The 16551-nt window shown below is 45.2% G+C and carries 16 protein-coding genes; 3 read left to right on the top strand and 13 right to left on the bottom strand.

What is annotated here, in order from left to right:
- Positions 1–217: 217 nt before the first annotated feature.
- Both AC0OMU_RS12705 and AC0OMU_RS12700 read left to right on the top strand, forming a co-directional pair.
- Positions 218–520 (top strand): ArsR/SmtB family transcription factor, encoded by a 303-nt coding sequence (locus tag AC0OMU_RS12705; RefSeq protein ID WP_010886398.1) that lies wholly within the window; start codon positions 218–220, stop codon positions 518–520.
- 68 nt (positions 521–588) lie between these two features.
- Positions 589–1761 (top strand): MFS transporter, encoded by a 1173-nt coding sequence (locus AC0OMU_RS12700; RefSeq protein ID WP_474221844.1) that lies wholly within the window; start codon positions 589–591, stop codon positions 1759–1761.
- 286 nt (positions 1762–2047) lie between these two features.
- Here the strand turns inward: AC0OMU_RS12700 and niaP are convergent, their stop codons facing one another.
- The 7 genes from niaP to AC0OMU_RS12665 all read right to left on the bottom strand — a co-directional run bounded on the left by niaP (position 2048) and on the right by AC0OMU_RS12665 (position 8816).
- Positions 2048–3250, bottom strand: coding sequence for a niacin permease NiaP (gene niaP / locus AC0OMU_RS12695; protein ID WP_474221843.1), 1203 nt, complete (start codon positions 3248–3250; stop codon positions 2048–2050).
- A 121-nt stretch (positions 3251–3371) separates the two neighbouring features.
- Entirely contained in the window at positions 3372–4463 is a 1092-nt protein-coding gene (locus AC0OMU_RS12690) for a toxic anion resistance protein (RefSeq protein ID WP_003234715.1), read from the bottom strand.
- A 15-nt stretch (positions 4464–4478) separates the two neighbouring features.
- Positions 4479–6092 carry a YceG family protein gene (locus AC0OMU_RS12685; protein WP_474241574.1) on the bottom strand — a complete coding sequence of 538 codons (1614 nt, stop codon included), beginning with the start codon at positions 6090–6092 and terminating at the stop codon, positions 4479–4481.
- Between the two features lie 83 nt (positions 6093–6175).
- On the bottom strand, positions 6176–6949 hold the full coding sequence (locus AC0OMU_RS12680) for a TerC family protein (RefSeq protein WP_003246458.1): 774 nt from the start codon (positions 6947–6949) through the stop codon (positions 6176–6178).
- A gap of 51 nt (positions 6950–7000) precedes the next feature.
- Complete coding sequence (locus AC0OMU_RS12675; protein ID WP_003241242.1) at positions 7001–7579, bottom strand: TerD family protein; 579 nt, start codon at positions 7577–7579, stop codon at positions 7001–7003.
- A gap of 34 nt (positions 7580–7613) precedes the next feature.
- Positions 7614–8195, bottom strand: coding sequence for a TerD family protein (locus tag AC0OMU_RS12670; RefSeq protein ID WP_003234723.1), 582 nt, complete (start codon positions 8193–8195; stop codon positions 7614–7616).
- A 21-nt stretch (positions 8196–8216) separates the two neighbouring features.
- On the bottom strand, positions 8217–8816 hold the full coding sequence (locus AC0OMU_RS12665) for a TerD family protein (protein WP_015482760.1): 600 nt from the start codon (positions 8814–8816) through the stop codon (positions 8217–8219).
- Positions 8817–9099: 283 nt separating this feature from the next.
- Here AC0OMU_RS12665 and AC0OMU_RS12660 point away from each other — a divergent pair, with 283 nt between their 5' ends.
- Positions 9100–10095, top strand: a complete 996-nt coding sequence (locus tag AC0OMU_RS12660; RefSeq protein ID WP_327844641.1) for an LLM class flavin-dependent oxidoreductase — start codon at positions 9100–9102, stop codon at positions 10093–10095.
- A 37-nt stretch (positions 10096–10132) separates the two neighbouring features.
- Here AC0OMU_RS12660 and znuB read toward each other — a convergent pair whose 3' ends face one another.
- The 6 genes from znuB to rapJ all read right to left on the bottom strand — a co-directional run bounded on the left by znuB (position 10133) and on the right by rapJ (position 16545).
- A complete protein-coding gene (gene znuB / locus AC0OMU_RS12655) occupies positions 10133–10975 on the bottom strand; it encodes a zinc ABC transporter permease ZnuB (protein ID WP_041053073.1) in 843 nt (280 codons plus the stop codon).
- Positions 10933–11628 (bottom strand): zinc ABC transporter ATP-binding protein ZnuC, encoded by a 696-nt coding sequence (gene znuC / locus AC0OMU_RS12650; protein ID WP_014475714.1) that lies wholly within the window; start codon positions 11626–11628, stop codon positions 10933–10935. The genes znuB and znuC overlap by 43 nt, the downstream gene beginning before the upstream one ends.
- Positions 11629–11682: 54 nt before the next feature.
- A complete protein-coding gene (locus AC0OMU_RS12645; RefSeq protein WP_474241220.1) occupies positions 11683–12642 on the bottom strand; it encodes a metal ABC transporter substrate-binding protein in 960 nt (319 codons plus the stop codon).
- Between the two features lie 187 nt (positions 12643–12829).
- The gene (locus tag AC0OMU_RS12640) at positions 12830–14515 is read right to left on the bottom strand and encodes a glycoside hydrolase family 13 protein (RefSeq protein ID WP_474241219.1); all 1686 of its coding nucleotides are present in this window, start codon (positions 14513–14515) and stop codon (positions 12830–12832) included.
- Between the two features lie 24 nt (positions 14516–14539).
- Positions 14540–15316: an SDR family oxidoreductase gene (locus AC0OMU_RS12635; protein WP_015382686.1), complete on the bottom strand. Its 777-nt coding sequence runs from the start codon at positions 15314–15316 to the stop codon at positions 14540–14542.
- Positions 15317–15423: 107 nt separating this feature from the next.
- Positions 15424–16545: a response regulator aspartate phosphatase RapJ gene (gene rapJ / locus AC0OMU_RS12630; protein WP_015382685.1), complete on the bottom strand. Its 1122-nt coding sequence runs from the start codon at positions 16543–16545 to the stop codon at positions 15424–15426.
- Positions 16546–16551 lie beyond the last annotated feature (6 nt).

The following is a 16551-nucleotide window of genomic DNA, read 5'->3' as shown; positions in this document are numbered from 1 at the left end:
CTTTTATTCTGTACCATTTCTTTATAAACATCCATGTGACCACATAATCTTATTTATGCTTCTAAATGCTCTGTAATCCTCCTATATGATTGTATTTTACGGGTGATTTTTCGCCTATCTTTAGTTGAAAACGCTTTTATTGGAATTGAATTCCTCCTTCCTCTTATGACTTCCTGCTCCTTTACTGGAAAAATAAGTTGCTTTTTCAACACCCATTATGTATTATAGTTTCATGACTATGAAACAATCAGATGATCAAATCAGAGCGCAAATTTTCAAAGCACTGTCTGATGAATCAAGGCTTGCCATTATTCGTACGCTTTATGTCAGCGGAAAAGAACTCAGCTGCGGTGAAGTAGGTGAAAAGTGCAATATTGTCAAAACCACGGCATCTTATCATTTTAAAACGCTGCGTGAAGCGGGATTGACGGCAACTCGGAAAGATTCGCGGACAAAATACGTCAGTCTGCGTGAAGACACATTTCAAACTTACCTGCCTGGCTTTTTGGAAACCCTCTAACAAAGGGTTTTCTCTATACATATCTGTTTCATAGTTTCAAAGTTATAAAACAATAGGAGTGATAAAATTTGAATCGCATTTGGCTTTTCTTCAGTGTCATGTTTGTCATTGGCACGGATACCTTTTTGCTTTCGCCGCTTCTCCCCCTTTTACAGGATCAGTTTCATGTTTCTACTGATTTGTCAGGCTGGATGGTCAGTGCTTATGCACTCGGTTATGCGCTCTTCGCTTTCATTGCAGGCCCAATCTCAGACCGGCTGAACAGGAAAACAGTCATGCTGTGGGGACTTGCAGGCTTTATCGTATCCACGTTTTTATGCGGTATCGCTCATTCTTTTGCCGCCATGTGCCTGTTCCGTTTTGCCGCAGGCGTTAGCGCTGCGTTTGTGACGCCTCAAATTTGGGCGTCCATCCCAGTCATTGTCCACCCTTCTCAGATCATAAAAGGCATGGGGATTGCGACAGCAGGTTTGGCCGCTTCACAAATGCTCGGACTTCCTATTGGAGGGTTTCTCGCTTCCTTTACATGGCATACGCCATTTTTCGTTTTGTCAGCGTGCTCGCTCATTCTTCTATTGCTCCTGGCGGCGGTCATGCCTGATATCCGGCCTTCTGAACAATTGATACGCCCATCAATTGTAAACCCCTATCGGGAGCTTTTTTCATTGCCGAAAACATCGGTTATTCTGCTTGCCTATTTTCTGTTTCAAACCGGAAACTTCGCTTCGTTCAGCTTTCTGGGTACTTGGCTTTCCGCAGATTATCATTTAACCGTGTCACAAATTGGCGCAGCTATGCTTGTACTCGGACTGGGAAATATGCTCGGGAGCCTTATCGGCAGCCGGGTTTCAGAAAAGCTGGGCATGTTTAAAACACTGATCAGCGGGATGCTGCTAATGTGCGCTCTCTATTTCGCTCTTCCGTTCTTTCCAAACTTGTTTTTAGTAGAAGCCGGCTTTTTTCTCACGTTCTTTACAGCTGGCATCATCTTTCCGTTAATGATGGGTGTCTTTCAATCCATTGCACCAAATGCGCGAGGAACCATCGCTTCCCTTTCCAATGCCGCTATGTATGCCGGAACCACTGTCGGTACAAGTATTGCAGGTTTTTTATATCAAAGCACACAGCATTTCGGAGCTGTCACAGGATTTACTGCCATTCTGTTCATACTTTCTATGACGCTCTACCAGACAATCAGTAAAACCGGGAAACGCCAATCCGCAGCCCGGGCGCAATTGTAAAAAAAGCACCTCATTCAAGAGGTGCCTCAGATTGTTGACAAAATCCTAAAATGGTTTTCATTTTAGGATTTTGTCATCTTTTCAGCGTGATTGAAAACCCTTGAAGTCTAGGAAGGACGAGCATAGGAGCGGACATTCACAGGATGTGATGACGACGGCGTTTAGGCAGGACGCCTGAGAATTTAGCCGTTGATCCACTTCGCATTGAGCACCGAAGCGCAGTCCTGACACCGAATGCGAGGGTTTGTCGACACGCTGAAAGCACCTCTTTCAAGAGGTGCTTTTCCTATTCCAGCTCAGTTTGTTTCGTTTCTTTCCCCATAATCAAAATACAAGCAACCGCGAGTAAGATTGCAATGCAAAAGATTGAAAAGATGATCGAAAACGAAATATGACGGGCTGCCAGGGTTCCGACGAGCAAAGGCCCGAAGATGCCGCCGATTCTTCCAAACGCTGCTGTCGTTCCTGAACCTGTTGCTCGAATCGCAGTCGGGTATTGCTCCGGGGTATAAGCATACAGCACGCCCCACGCACCGAGATTAAAAAACGATAACAGCATTCCAGCCGTAAGCAGAAGACTTAAGGAATCCGCCGTTCCGAAGAAATAGGCGCTTCCTGCTGTACCAATCAAGTAAATGACGAGTATCCACTTCCGGCCTGCTTTTTCAATCAGCCAGGCGGCAGAGAAATAGCCCGGTAGCTGAGCAAGCGTCATCAGCAGGACATATTCAAAGCTTTGAATCATGCTGAAGCCTTTCAGCAGCATGACACTCGGCAGCCATAAGAACATGCCGTAATAAGAAAACACCACACAGAACCAAACGATCGACAGCATTACGGTCGGCCGTATATACTGTCTTGCCCAGACGCTTTTTACATTCTCCCACACCGACCTCTTTTTGGCAGAAAGCGATTCATATTTCGGCGAATCAGGCAGACTCGTCCGCAGGTACAGCGCATAAAAAGCAGTCAGCGCAGTTAACAGCAGGGCAGCCTGCCAGCCGAAACTTGGTATCACAAAGTAAGAAATCAAGGCCGCTGCGAGCCAGCCCACGGCCCAAAAGCTTTCCAAAAGCACAATCACTCTGCCCCGCTTTTCAGGCACAACCGCTTCCGAAACGAGTGTTGAAGCGACTGGAAGCTCGCCGCCAAGTCCCATACCAATCACGAAACGAAGGATTAGAAATGCCGATAAGCTCGTCACAAAAGCAGAAATGCCGCTTCCGATGGAAAAGCATAAAAGGGTAATGATAAACACTTTTTTGCGGCCAATTCGATCAGCAAGCAAACCAAACAAAAACGCACCCGCAGCCATGCCGATGGAATTGACGCTTCCAATCCATTTCATTTCCTCGGGCGACAGATTCCACTCTACATGGAGCGCGGCGATAATAAACGATAATATTCCGACATCCATTGCATCAAACAGCCACCCCAAACCGGCGACGCCCAGCAGTTTACGCTGGGATATAGGCTGTTGTTTTCCCATTGCCAACACCTCTGATATGCAAAATGATTACCGTTTAAGTTTACACCTGTCTTTACACATTGTCATTAACTAAATGATGTAATTGAAAAACCCCGCTTATGTTCCACAAGCGGGGTTTTTATTATTGCTGCAATGCTGCTTTTTTAATATTATCCTGAAGCTGTGCAATTCGTCTCGCGCCGTCTTCGCGGAGGCGTTTGTTTTCTTCCTCGATTTGTTTTGTTTCCTGCATGCCGCTGACAATCGTGTTCCAAGACGATTCGATCGTTTCAATATCTATGCTCGGTCTGCCGGCCATTCTGGCAATTTCAACACTTTGGCTCGAGATGTTTTCAGCATTTCGTTTCAGCATCTCGTTTGTCCGGCGGTCAAGCTCGCTCATGGAATCAGCCACAAGCTTTTGCCGCTTTACCGTAACAGCCTGAATAATGCCGTTTTTGAAAATCGGAATGGTAATGATAAACGCGGAGTTGATTTTCCCGATCAGCTTTGCATTTCCTCGCTGCAGGAGACGGATTTGAGGTGCGGTTTGAAGCGCCACCATCCGTGCCATGTCCAGATCATACACCCGTTCCTCAAGCGCCTGAATGCCGTTGCGCAACGTATCGAGCTGCATTTGCGCCAGCTGGTTCCCGCTTGCCGCTTTTTCCTCATATGAAGGAAGGATCGACTGCATCTCTTCCAGTTTCATCTGCCCGGCAACGACGTATTTTTCAAGCTCCATATAGTATTTGATATTGTTTTCATACATTTCATCGAGCGTGTAGTTCGTCTTCGTCATCTCATCTTTGTATTTTGAAATCTCAACGTGGATTTTTTCAATCTCTCCGCCAAGTGTCTGATACTTTTTAAAGATTTTTTCAATCATGCTGCCGCCGCGTTTGAAAATTTTCGCCATTAATCCCTTTGGCTCATCAAAATCATTTTTGTCGAAGCGGTCCATGATTTTCCCAAGCTGAGTCAGCATTGTGCCGGAGTCTGTCACGCTTGTTGTTTTCATCATCCCCAAGATGCGGTCAGAGAACTTGGATATTTCAACGGCCGGCTCCTTGCCATACTCAAGCAGCTCCATTTGGTTTTTGACGTCAATTTGTTGAGCAAGCCGCTTTACTTCTGGTTCCTGACGGAGCTGAAGACGAATATCGTCAGCTTTTTGCTGGGAAATCTCTTCATTTTTATCGAGAACAAGCGGATTTTGATTTTCTGTTGTCATGCTTTTCTTCTCTCCTTATTTTTGGGTAATGGTTCTGAAGAGCCTTTTTACAAGCGAAGGCTCTTTGTAGTCCTGCTGAAACACCATGTCGTCCAGCCAGTGGATATCATACTGGTCCTCTTCAATAAACTGCTCAATATCTTGGTGTCCGGGCGGATTATAAGTGATGATATCGATTCCGATTTCATTCAGGAACAGCAGGGCGGCAGCATCCGATCGCGTGAGTCCGCCGCTCATTTCCGTATGATATAAAACGAGTTTCGGAACGGTTTGCGCATAGTCGAACATTTGAATCAATTTCAGCAGATTAGCAGGCAGGTTTGTTGTTTGTTTAAACAAATAGATTTGAACATCCTTGACTTGTTCCTGATGCAAAGCCTTAAGCCGCGGGTGCCTGCACATTCTCGAAATCGTTTTGGCAATGGCAGTCTGAACGCCCGCCGGCAGCTGTTTGTACTGCCACACATTGCTTGCCATCAGCTTGTCCGGATCAATGTTCCCTTCTTGATCAAGTGCGTGGCTGTAGTGAAATTGATAGTTCGACTTTATTTCTTCTGTAAATGGAAAGCTTCTTACCATTTCTGTTTCCTGATAATCCGCTAGAGTATGAAGCCTGTTCCAATATTCCTTATTGTCTTTCGACACGCCCATAATTTTGGCGAATACATTCGGAATCTCAATTGAATGTTTATCTGCTTTGAAATTCGGCCGAATAAAGGCGCGTTCTTTCGTGATTAAAAACAATTCATCATAGGTCGTTTTCAGCGTAACGGACACCGGTGTGTGATCTCTGAACTGCCACGGCTTATACAGCAAAGATTCCTCGTGATTCAGCACATGTTCAATTTCCTTTGTTGAGCGGTAAGCCACTGTTGATTTCCGGTCTGGTTTTTCTTTCGGAAACGGCTGAAGCTCCGAAACATCCGGGAGCTTTTCCGTAAAACCGAGCTCCTGCTTCGGGTCGACAAGCGCCAGCTGATCCGTTCCCGCCGGATGGAACAGTAGTACATCACAGCCGACTAGCATCAGATAATATAAGAAATAGAGCTGGCTTTTCGTCGCATCTCCATACCAAACAACCTTCGGCATCTCCCGCTCTATATCGGTTTTTTCCAGCCAAGGATTCAGGTGGTTTAAGGAAAACTTCGAGACATCAAGCAGCACTCTGCGAAAATCAGGATGATTCAACCCCTTTTCATGACTGTCCGCAAAGGTATGTAAAAGCGTCATCAGCGCTTTTCTTAAATGGCGGTGCATCAAGGGATTTGAGTGCTTCGCAATCAGCTTTTCCCCGTCCAGAAAGGCAACAAAGCGGCTGACTGACAGCCCTTTTTCTTTCTGATTGATGGAATGAATATGCTGAAGCTTTTGAAATGTTTCCGGTTCGATTGTTTTATCAAGCGTTTCACTCAAAATCGTTATGCGGTCGTTTACAGACAGCTCATACAGCTCGTTATAGTAGTCCGTCTCATCAATAGGCGTGCCCAATATCTGACCGGCAAGACGAGAAAAAGAAAGGCCTTGTGCAGTTTCATAGTGATCCCGCTCCGGCAATGGCTGAAACAGCAGGCTTTTCCAATCGCCATCAGCCGGAAGTGCTTTATGAATGGTTAGTTCTTCTTGTCTCATCATATCCTCCTTTCCGGTTTGTCATTGAACGATATTTCGGTAACAAAAAAGGAAGGACATTGAACCTCCCTCCTTGTTTTGTTTTATTCTTCTTTTGAAGCGGCTGTTTGTTCGCGCACCTGCTTTTGTTTATTGATGTAGTGAATAATCAATGTTACCGCAAATGCAGCGATAATGATGATGAAGAATACGGAGTGCGGCATTTCGTAATGGAAAGCGCTCCCCGCCATTTTCAGCGCGATAATGCCGATTAAGACGAATGCTGTGTTTTCCAGCTCAGGAATTTTATCAATCAGCACAAGGAACACTTTTGCCACTGTACGCATCATTAAAATACCAAGCATACCGCCGATCAGAAGCACCCATACTTTTTCAGATACTGCAAACGCGGCCAGGATGCTGTCCACAGAGAAGGCAAGATCCATTAATTCTACTGAAATGACAGTCGCCCAGAAGATCCCGAACGTGCGGACCATCCAAGAGTTTTTCTTCATGCCGTCCGCTTCCTCTTCTTTTTCGCCTATCCAGAAGTGCTTAATGACGAGCCAAGCCAGGTAAAGCGCGCCAAGCACCTTGATCCACCAGAATTTAATGAGAAGCATACCGAGCCCGATGAAAATAAACCTGAAAATATAAGCTCCAAACAAACCATATGTTAACGCTTTTTTCCGCTGTTTTTCCGGCAGGTGTTTAACCATGACCGCAAGAACAAGCGCGTTATCGGCCGATAAAAGGCCTTCCAGAACAACAAGGGAACCGATTAAACCCCAGGAAACAGGATCAGTCAGAACTTCCCCCCACATTTTCCAATCGAAAAATGAAGCATACGTAGACAAAATATGATGTAAAAAGTCCAAGTTTTTTCCTCCTATTAATTTGAAACGGTGACTTCTCTATTTGTCACTCGCTTACACTTGCAAACCGTAATTCCGGCACAATGCAGCCAGCCCGCCGGAAAATCCGCTGCCGATCGCATTGAATTTCCACTCGCCGCCGTGTCTGTAAAGCTCACAAACGACAACAGCTGTTTCAATGGAGAAGTCTTCTCCCAAATCGAAGCGAAGAAGCTCATTCTGCGTTTCTTCATCCACAACGCGGACAAATGCATTGGAAACTTGTCCAAAGTTTTGGCTGCGTGCTTCAGCGTCGTGAATGGTCACTGTGATGCCGATTTTCTCAATGTGAGCAGGGATTTTTGAGAAATCAACGATAATCTGCTCATCATCTCCGTCGCCCTCACCCGTGCGGTTGTCACCCGTATGGATGACACCGCCGCTCGGATGTTCAAGGTTATTATAGAAGACGAAATCGAGATCATTTACGCAGTTATCATGCGCATCAACTAAAAAGGCCGAAGCATCCAGGTCAAAATCGTGTCCGCCGGAGTACTTGTTTGTATCCCAGCCTAAGCCGATCACCGCTTTTGTCAGTCCCGGATTTGTTTTTGTTAAATCAATGCGCTGTCCTTTTGATAATTGAATGGCCATACTGCCTCTCTCCTTTCTGCTCTTCGTATTTGTCTTAACCGACTTGCAAACCGTAGTCTGTTGCAATGCGGGCAAGGCCGCCTTGGTAGCCTGAGCCGATTGCGGAGAATTTCCACTCGCCGTTATGTCTGTAAAGCTCCCCTGCAATGATTGCCGTTTCAATAGAGAAATCTTCTGCAAGATCGTAACGGATGAGCTCTTCATTTGTTTCTTCATTTACGATGCGGACAAACGCGTTTGATACTTGTCCAAAGTTTTGGCTGCGCGCTTCTGCATCGTGAATGGTAATAACAAATGAGATTTTATCAATGTTTGCCGGTACAGCGCTGAGATTTACTTTTACATTCTCATCGTCGCCTTCGCCAGCACCAGTCAGGTTGTCGCCTGAATGAACGACTGAACCGTTGCCGCCTTCAAGCTGGTTGTAGAAAATAAAGTCGTTTGGAGATGCGCATTTGCCTGCAGCGTCTAACAGAAACACACTTGAGTCAAGATCAAAGTCGTGCCCGCCGTCATACTTGTTCGTATCCCAGCCTAAACCGACAACAACCTTTGAAAGACCCGGATTTGTTTTTGTTAAATCTACTTTTTGTCCTTTTGCCAATGAAATTGTCATGTTTCATCCACTCCTTTTCTTTTATACGTATCTGCTGATAATATCTTCTAATCTCGTATCGTTTGTGCCCTCACCGATCGCCGCAAACTTCCACTCACTGCCGCTGCGGTAGATTTCTGCTGTAATCAGGCTTGTTCTGCCGGCATAATTGTCTCTCAAATTGTACTTGAGCATTTCTTCATGATGAGATTGATCAACTACGCGGATAAACGCATTTTGAATCATGCCGAAATCTTGTTTTCTTCTGACACAATCGTAAATGTTTACTACAAATACAAGCTTATCGATGTTTGCAGGCACTTTATCTAAATCTATCATAATTTGCTCGTCATCGCCCGCACCGTCACCCGTCAGGTTGTCGCCTGTATGCTGTACACCGCCGCAGCGGCTTTTCAGGTTGCCGAAATAAATCAGGTTTTTCTTATCGGTAAATTTTCCGTTTTCCAGCATCAGCACTGAAGCGTCACAGTCGATATTCGGACCGCCTCCGCCAAGCAGTTTGCTGAAGAATCCTCCGCCTGAGGACACTGGGTCCCAGCCGAGACCGACCATCAATTTTGACAGACCGGCTTTTCCTTTTGTTAAATCAATTCGTTGACCTTTTTCTAAAGAAATTGCCACACGATTCACTCCTACTCATCGAAATGTGAAGATAGTCACATTTATTTTTACGCTCACAAGGAAAATAAGCCGTAAATTACTAATATATACGTTTGTTATTATATCAAAGTTTCGTAAAAGTTAAGAATAATTGACGAAAAACCTCGAAAAAAAACTTCCATATTTGATATATGATTTGCAAATGCTATAAAGTGCGCTTCTTAAACAAACCATTTGACGCGGGCAAGTCATTTTGCCTATTCTGGTGTCACCATCTAAAAACAGACAGAAAGGAAGCGGCCTTTTGATTCATTTAAGCATACTTGATCAGGCACCTGTTTCTAAAGGAGAAAGCCCTGTGACAACTCTTCAGCATTCGGTTGAGCTTGCTCAATTAAGCGAAGAGTGGGGCTATAAGCGTTATTGGTTTGCCGAGCATCACAGCACGAAAGGACTGGCAAGCACAGCGCCTGAAATCATGATCGCCCGCATCGCAGCACAGACAAACACAATTCGTGTCGGATCAGGCGGCGTGCTTCTGCCCCAATACAGCCCATTTAAAGTGGCTGAAACCTTTCGCCAGCTTGAGGCCCTGTATCCAAACCGGATTGACCTCGGCGTCGGTCGTTCTCCCGGCGGCACGACAAAAACCAGGCTTGCATTAACGGACGGGGTGAAAAAAAGCTTAACCGAATTTAACAGACAGCTGCAGGATGTCTCTTATTTTCTAACAGATTCCCTTCCTCCCGACCATCCGTATGCCGGAATCAAAGCGGCGCCCCTTATTGGCACGGCACCCGAGCTATGGGTGCTCGGTCTTGGTGAAAACAGCGCAAGACGCGCGGCGCAACAGGGGATTGGATATGTATTTGGGCATTTCATTAATCCCGAGCGAGGAGAAAATGCATTCCGCATCTACCGGGAAAGCTTTCGGCCCTCAGCCCATTTTTCGAATCCATCCGCACTGTTTACGATTTTTGTCATTTGCGCAAAAACAGATGAAGAGGCAGAAGAACTCGCATTAAGCCAGGATTTGTGGCTTCTTCGCGTCGGAAAAGGCTTGGACAGCCGCGTGCCAAGCATCGAGGAAGCGAAAGCCCATCTCTACACAGCGTCCGATAAAAAACTCATAGAAGAAAACAGAAAGCGGATGGTGATCGGTTCTCCAACCACTGTCAAACAACAGCTGTTAGACCTCACAGACCGCTATGAAACAAATGAAATCATGGTTCTGTGCAATGTATTTGATTTTGAGGCGAAAAAAGAATCGTATGAGCGCCTTGCCGGATTGTTTCTATAAAAAAAGCAGTTTTCCCTGGGGAAAACTGTTTTTCATGTTATCGGCGCCTTTTTTTGCGCTGAGCTTCTTTTTTGATAAACGTCCAAACTCCCTGAACTGCAAATCCGATTAATAGCAAAACGATCAATAGCAGGGTAATAGACGGACCTGGCGGCGTCCCGAGCTGATAGGATGATGTCAGTCCCGTAAATACGCTGAATAACGAAATGAGTATGGCTGTAATGAAAACCATGTTAAAGCCTTTTGCAATTCTGATGGCGAATGCTGCCGGCAATACGAGCAGGGCCGAGACAAGAAGGACCCCGATGATCGGAATAATGACTGAAATCGCAAGGCCTGTGACAATACTGAATGACAATGAAAGAACGTTTGTATTGATTCCCGATGTTTTGGCTGTTGCTTCATCAAACGTCAGCAGGTAGAGCGGCCTTCTCAGTACGATAAAATAAAGCAGGATCAGCAGTGTGATAATACTGATAATATAGACCTGCTGCTGGTTTACTGTCACAAGCGATCCAAATAGGTATTGATCGATGCTCATATTGGCTGTGCCTTTGGAAAGGCTGATTAAAAACATCGCGAAGGACAAACCAGCTGCCATCAAGATCGCAATGGACACTTCTGAATAAGTCCGATACGCCCGCCGCATGTATTCAATTCCGATCGCGCCGATGGTCACGACGACTATGCTTGCTGCGGTTATATTGGTGCTGAGAAAAAAGCCGATGGCAACACCTGACAATGAGATATGTGAAAGTGTGTCAGCCATTAAGGCCTGTCTTCTGAGAACGAGATACACTCCTAGTATCGGAGCCATGACGGCGATCATGCCGCCTGCTAGAAAAGCTCGTCGCATGAATTCCAAGTCAAACATTTCCATCCGCCTTTTTCTCCTCTCTCTAATCGAATCACTTTATCTAAAAATTGCTGTACTTCGTTTTGTTCGTGAGTAACCATCACAACTGTGCGGTTGTGATTTTTCACTAGGTGATGCATAAATTCGTAAAATCCTTTTCTGCTGTCGTAATCAACAGCTGTCGTCGGTTCGTCCAGCATCAGCAGATCCGGGTTGCTGGCAAGCATTCTGGCGATACAGATTTTCTGTTTCTGTCCGCCTGATAAATCACCGATTTTACGATGGCGGAGCTCCCACATTTCCACCATTTTCAGTGCTTTTTCTACTTCAAGATGATCTTCTTCATTTAAACGTTTAAACCATTTCCCTTTTGTGTAGCGGCCTGATTGAACAAGCTCCAGCACCGTGCTCGGAAAGCCGGCATTAAATGAAGAAATTTGCTGCGGGACGTACCCTATGGTCAGGCGTTTCCCTTCTGTATTCCTTTTACTGATCGTCACTGTGCCTTCCCACGGTTTCAGCATGCCGAGCATTACCTTTATGAGCGTCGATTTAGAGGCGCCGTTTGGTCCAGTGATGCCGACGAACTCACCGCTTTCAATATCAAGTGATACTTTATCTAAAACAGGCGTATGGGAATAGCCGAAAACGATATCTTTCAATGAGACGAGATTCATGTTAATCTTCCTTTCTCACAAAGAAATAGTGTGCACCCTCCGGCGCACACTATCTTATGATTTAACCAATAGTGAATCTTTCAGGGCATCGAGGTTTTGTTTCATAATGTCGATATACCCTAAACCTTTATCCTGTTCTTCTTTGCTCAAGCCTTCCAGTGTATTCAGCACTTCTGTCTTCGCGCCGATTTCACTGGCGAGCGTATCTGCGACCTTTGAGGATGCAATTTCTTCAAAGTAAATGACTTTTACATTATGTTCTTTGGCATATGTTTTCAGCTTTGCCAAGCTGGCTGCGCTCGGTTCTTGGTCAGGTGAAAGCCCTGCAATCGGAACCTGCTTCAAGCCGTATTCTTTTGCCAGATAGCCAAAAGCTGTATGCTGCGTGATAAATTCTTTTTTCTCCGCTTTTTTTGCGGTTGTACGATATAGTTTATCAAGATCCTGCAGTTTTGCAATATATTCTTTACTATTTTTCTCATAGTATTCTTTGTTATCCGGGTCCTGCTTCACGATTTGCGCCGTAATATTTTTAACTTCCTTCTGTGCCAGAACAGGGCTGAGCCATACGTGAGGGTCCATTGCATGACTGTGCTCATGCTCCCCATGATCATGCTCTTCGTGTTCTTCTTCAGAGCCTTCCATTAAATCAATGCCTTTGCTTGCATTAACGAAAACGGCATGGCCTTGGCCCATGCTTTTTTCAGCTGACGGAACCCATGTCTCCATGTATTCACTATTATAAACGAACAAATCAGCATCCTGAATGTTGGCAATGTCTTTCGGCGTCGGTTCCCAATCATGCGGTTCAACGGAAGATGGGATTAACAGATCCACATCGCCTTTGTCTTTTACAATTTGTTTTGTGAATTCATACATCGGGTAGAACGTTGTGACAACGTGCAGTTTATCACCCTTTGGATCCGCCGACCCTTTTGTTGATGAGTTGCCGCATGCTGCAACTAATAAAAAGCACGCTGCAATCACAAACAAACCGCTCCATTTTTTAAACATATCGTATATCCCCTCTTTTTCAGTAACTTTAAATCAAAATGATAACGATTTTGTAATCCTATATCATAATAAACCGAAGTCATTACGTTTTGCAAGAATAAATTTCATTTTCATTTATTCTTCCCGCCTGCAGAGCGAATATATGTACTAAAAAAACCCGGCTAAGAATGCCGGGCTACTTCAATCATTAGTTTGTTTTGTCCAGAAGATAGACCCTGCTCTCATAAGGCCGGAACACCATTTCGTCAGCAAGATCATCGTTGTTATAATTGCTGAGAAGCAGAGAGGCCTGAGCTTTGCCGCAGTTCTTAGGCCACTGAAAAACAGCCTGCTCTTTTGAAAAATTATTGACCGACAAAAGCTGCTGTTTACTGTTTTCTCTCATGTATACAAACAACTGCGGATCGTCCGGAAGCAAAAGATCAAAGCTCCCTTTCATGAGGTCAGCGTACTGCTTTCTCAGGCTGATCAGCTTTTTGTAATAGATTAAGACCGAATTAGGATCTCCTTGCGCTTCCTCCACATTGATTGCGGTGAAGTTCGGATTGACCTTCAGCCAAGGCGTGCCGTCAGTAAATCCGGCATTTTTGCCGCTGTTCCACTGCATCGGGGTCCGGGCGTGATCCCGGCTTTTGGCTAAGATCGATCTCATCACATCATTTGGATCATAGCCTTTTTCAAACACCCGTTTATGATACATATTGATCGTTTGGATATCTTTGTAGTCTTCAATCCGGGTAAACGGCGCATTTGTCATCCCGATTTCTTCTCCCTGATAAATATACGGCGTGCCCTTCATAAAATAAAGTACGGTTGCCAGCATTTTCGCTGATGTTTTACGGTATTCCCCATCGTCTCCGAATCTGGACACAATCCGGGGCTGGTCGTGGTTGCACCAAAACAATGTATTCCAGCCTTGATGTTCAAGCTTCTTTTGCCATTTTGTCAAAACCGATTTTAAATCAGAAAGCTCAAGGGGCTTCAAATCCCAATGTTCTTTTCCGGGCTGCTGATCAAGCTCCATATGCTGAAAGTGAAAAATCATATTCAGCTCATGCTTATCTGTTCCCGTATATTTCAGGCCTTCTTCCGGTGTGACACTGCCGACCTCTCCGACAGACAAGACATCATATTGAGAAAACACTTCATCTGTCATTTCTTTTAAATAGTCATGGATTCTTTCGCCATTTGGCTGAAAGGGCCTCGGCTCTGCCTGCTGATTGATATAGTCCTCATACGAAGGAAGATATTCTTTCTTAGAAATGAGATGAAGCTGATCAATTCGCAAACCGTCGACCCCTTTATCGAGCCAAAATTTCATCATGTCATACACCGCCTGGCGAACTTCGGGATTTTCCCAGTTTAAATCAGCTTGTTTGACGGCATTCATATGGAGATAGTATTCTCCGGTGTGCTCCTCGTATTGCCAGACCGGGCATCCATAGTCTGAGAGCCAGTCCGTCGGCGGACCTTTCTTTGTGCCGGGACGCCAATAATAATAGCTGCGGTATTTACTGTTTTTGTCCAGCTCCGCTTCTTTAAACCACGGATGCTCGACCGAGGTGTGATTTAACACAAAGTCCATCACCAGCTTTAATCCCCGCTGATGAACCTGGTCCAGCAGCTCGTGAAAATCGTCCATTGTTCCGTAAGAATCCATAATCGCCTTATGGTTTGTCACATCATAGCCGTAATCAACATTCGGAGAAGGATAGATCGGGCAAATCCAAATCACATCTGCCCCGAGCTCCTTTATGTAGTCAAGACGGGAAATAATCCCCCGCAAATCCCCAATTCCGTCTCCATTGCTGTCCTGAAAGCTTCTCGGGTAAATTTGGTACACCACTGCATCCTTCCACCAGTCTGTTTTCATCCCGCAATCCCCCTGTTTTGTCTTCTATTCAAGCTGAGATGGATAAAGTGTCATTCCGCCGTCGACGAAAAGTGTTGTGCCGGTCACATAGCTTGCTTCCTCAGATACGAGCCAAGCTGCTGCTGCCGCCACTTCTTCAGGCTTTCCGAAGGCTTTCATCGGAATTTTTTTCAATTGTTTTTGCCTGCTCTCTTCCTTTTTCGTATCAACATTTGATTCTGTGGCAATGGTGCCGGGCGCTATCGCATTGACGCGGATTCCTTTATCCGCATAATTGAGCGCCAGCGTTTCCGTCATCATCTTGATGCCGCCTTTGGATGTGGAATACTGAACGTTGACTGGGCGCGGAATCTGCTGATGAACACTTGAGATATTCAGCACATTGCCCTTGATATTGTTTTTCATCATGTGGTTAAGTGCTGCTTTTGCTCCCAGAAAGGTTCCGGTAACATTGACATCAATCACTCTCTGCCAATCTTCAAGACTCATCTCATGCGGCATCGCCTCAACTCCGTTAAAACCGGAGTTGTTTACCATCACATCGAGCGTGCCGAAATGCTCTAAAGCTGTGTCCAAGAGCGCCTGAATCCCCTCTTCTTTTGACACGTCCGCCTCAACTGCGACGGCTTTCCCTCCGTTCTGCTTAATGATTTCCAGAGTTTCATCGGCTCCAGACGGGTCGCTGTGGTAGTTTACAACAACATTCATTTTCTCCTGTCCGAACCGTTCCGCAATGGCTTTCCCGATTCCTTTTGAAGACCCTGTCACAATCGCTGTTTTTCCGGTTAAATCTTTGTACATACTTGATATCCTCCTCTGATTTCTCACTATGCAGTGGAAAATACCCTGTTTTTCCGAGTTGAAAACAGCACAAAAAAAGCAGAGAACCTGTAGTTCTCTGCCATTTCCTATTGAAAACGCTGCTCGGCAAGCTTCTTTTTAATATTCATCAGCCTGCGGTAAAAGAAAGCGGCGGACTCGTAATGTTCCAGCTGATTGAAACGTTCCGCTGTATCATGCAGCAGATCTTCGGCGTCGGCAAGAAGCTGCCTGGATTCCAGCAGGTCAAAGCATTCTGTAAGCACGTTCAGGTCGCCGCTTCCAAGATACAGCTCATGAATGAGGCGGAATTTCGTCAAGTACATGTCATCCTCCCATTCATCCGCGCTCTTTATCCCGCGGTCATACGCCTCTACTGCCTTGTCGTATTTTCCCTCTTTACAGTAGATATGGGTCAGTGAAAATACAGCTTGAACAGCTTGCTGAAAGTTGTGCTCCTCAAAAATGGCGGCGGCTGTTTTGAAATAGCCCTCCGCTTCTTTGTAATCACCCAGACTGTACTTACAGTGTCCGACATTATAATAGGCAGCGGCGATCATGTATGCTTCTTCAAGCTGCCTGGCATGATCTAAAGCGCTGCACAAGTGGGTCAGTGCTTTTTCATGATGATACACATCGGTCAAATTTCCGGCGATGATAAATTCACACTGAACTCGGCGGCGACCGTACAGTTCATATTTCGTATAGATATCAAGCGCCTGGCTCGCATAATTCATGGAAAAATACGTTTGTTTGATGTGATAATACACTTCTGCGACTTTAAAAAGAAACTCAGCTTTTTCGATCTCATCCTCGACATACTCGAGCTTTTCCTCGGCATGTTTATAATGGTCGATCGCTAATATGAAATTTTTTTGCTTGAATTCGTACATTCCTCTGAAATAATAAAAGTAGTATTCCAATAAGCCCGTGAGTTTTTGCTGATTGCTTTCAATTTCGTTCAGCATATCAGAGAACGGAGGCTTGGTGTCGCTGTCTTTCACCGGCATCAGCTTATCAAGCATGATTCGATGGCGGAATTCCATCAAAGAAAAATATAAAAGCAAGTCCTGGTTCTCTTCCATATCTTCTAAATCGTATTCAATCTCCTGCTTTAACGCTTCTGCTTGATCTGCTTCAAATGCGCGAATGAGCTTGTACCATTCATTCAGCTTTACTGCTACTTCTTCTGATGGAATCTTTGCTCTCATCGGTCT

The sequence above is a fragment of the Bacillus sp. FAU18 genome (assembly GCF_056033885.1).
Note: the sequence above shows the minus strand (reverse complement) of the source record. Positions and strands in the feature narration are given on the sequence as shown.

Bases quoted from the DNA above. Each gene is read 5' to 3' on its own strand.
- AC0OMU_RS12640 (WP_474241219.1), bottom strand. From the start codon at position 14,515: ATGAAAACAGACTGGTGGAAGGATGCAGTGGTGTACCAAATTTACCCG.
- rapJ (WP_015382685.1), bottom strand. From the start codon at position 16,545: ATGAGAGCAAAGATTCCATCAGAAGAAGTAGCAGTAAAGCTGAATGAA.
- AC0OMU_RS12675 (WP_003241242.1), bottom strand. From the start codon at position 7,579: ATGGCCATTCAATTATCAAAAGGACAGCGCATTGATTTAACAAAAACA.
- AC0OMU_RS12635 (WP_015382686.1), bottom strand. From the start codon at position 15,316: ATGTACAAAGATTTAACCGGAAAAACAGCGATTGTGACAGGGTCTTCA.
- AC0OMU_RS12705 (WP_010886398.1), top strand. From the start codon at position 218: ATGTATTATAGTTTCATGACTATGAAACAATCAGATGATCAAATCAGA.
- AC0OMU_RS12670 (WP_003234723.1), bottom strand. From the start codon at position 8,195: ATGACAATTTCATTGGCAAAAGGACAAAAAGTAGATTTAACAAAAACA.
- znuB (WP_041053073.1), bottom strand. From the start codon at position 10,975: ATGGAAATGTTTGACTTGGAATTCATGCGACGAGCTTTTCTAGCAGGC.
- AC0OMU_RS12645 (WP_474241220.1), bottom strand. From the start codon at position 12,642: ATGTTTAAAAAATGGAGCGGTTTGTTTGTGATTGCAGCGTGCTTTTTA.
- znuC (WP_014475714.1), bottom strand. From the start codon at position 11,628: ATGAATCTCGTCTCATTGAAAGATATCGTTTTCGGCTATTCCCATACG.
- niaP (WP_474221843.1), bottom strand. From the start codon at position 3,250: ATGGGAAAACAACAGCCTATATCCCAGCGTAAACTGCTGGGCGTCGCC.
- AC0OMU_RS12690 (WP_003234715.1), bottom strand. From the start codon at position 4,463: ATGACAACAGAAAATCAAAATCCGCTTGTTCTCGATAAAAATGAAGAG.
- AC0OMU_RS12685 (WP_474241574.1), bottom strand. From the start codon at position 6,092: ATGAGACAAGAAGAACTAACCATTCATAAAGCACTTCCGGCTGATGGC.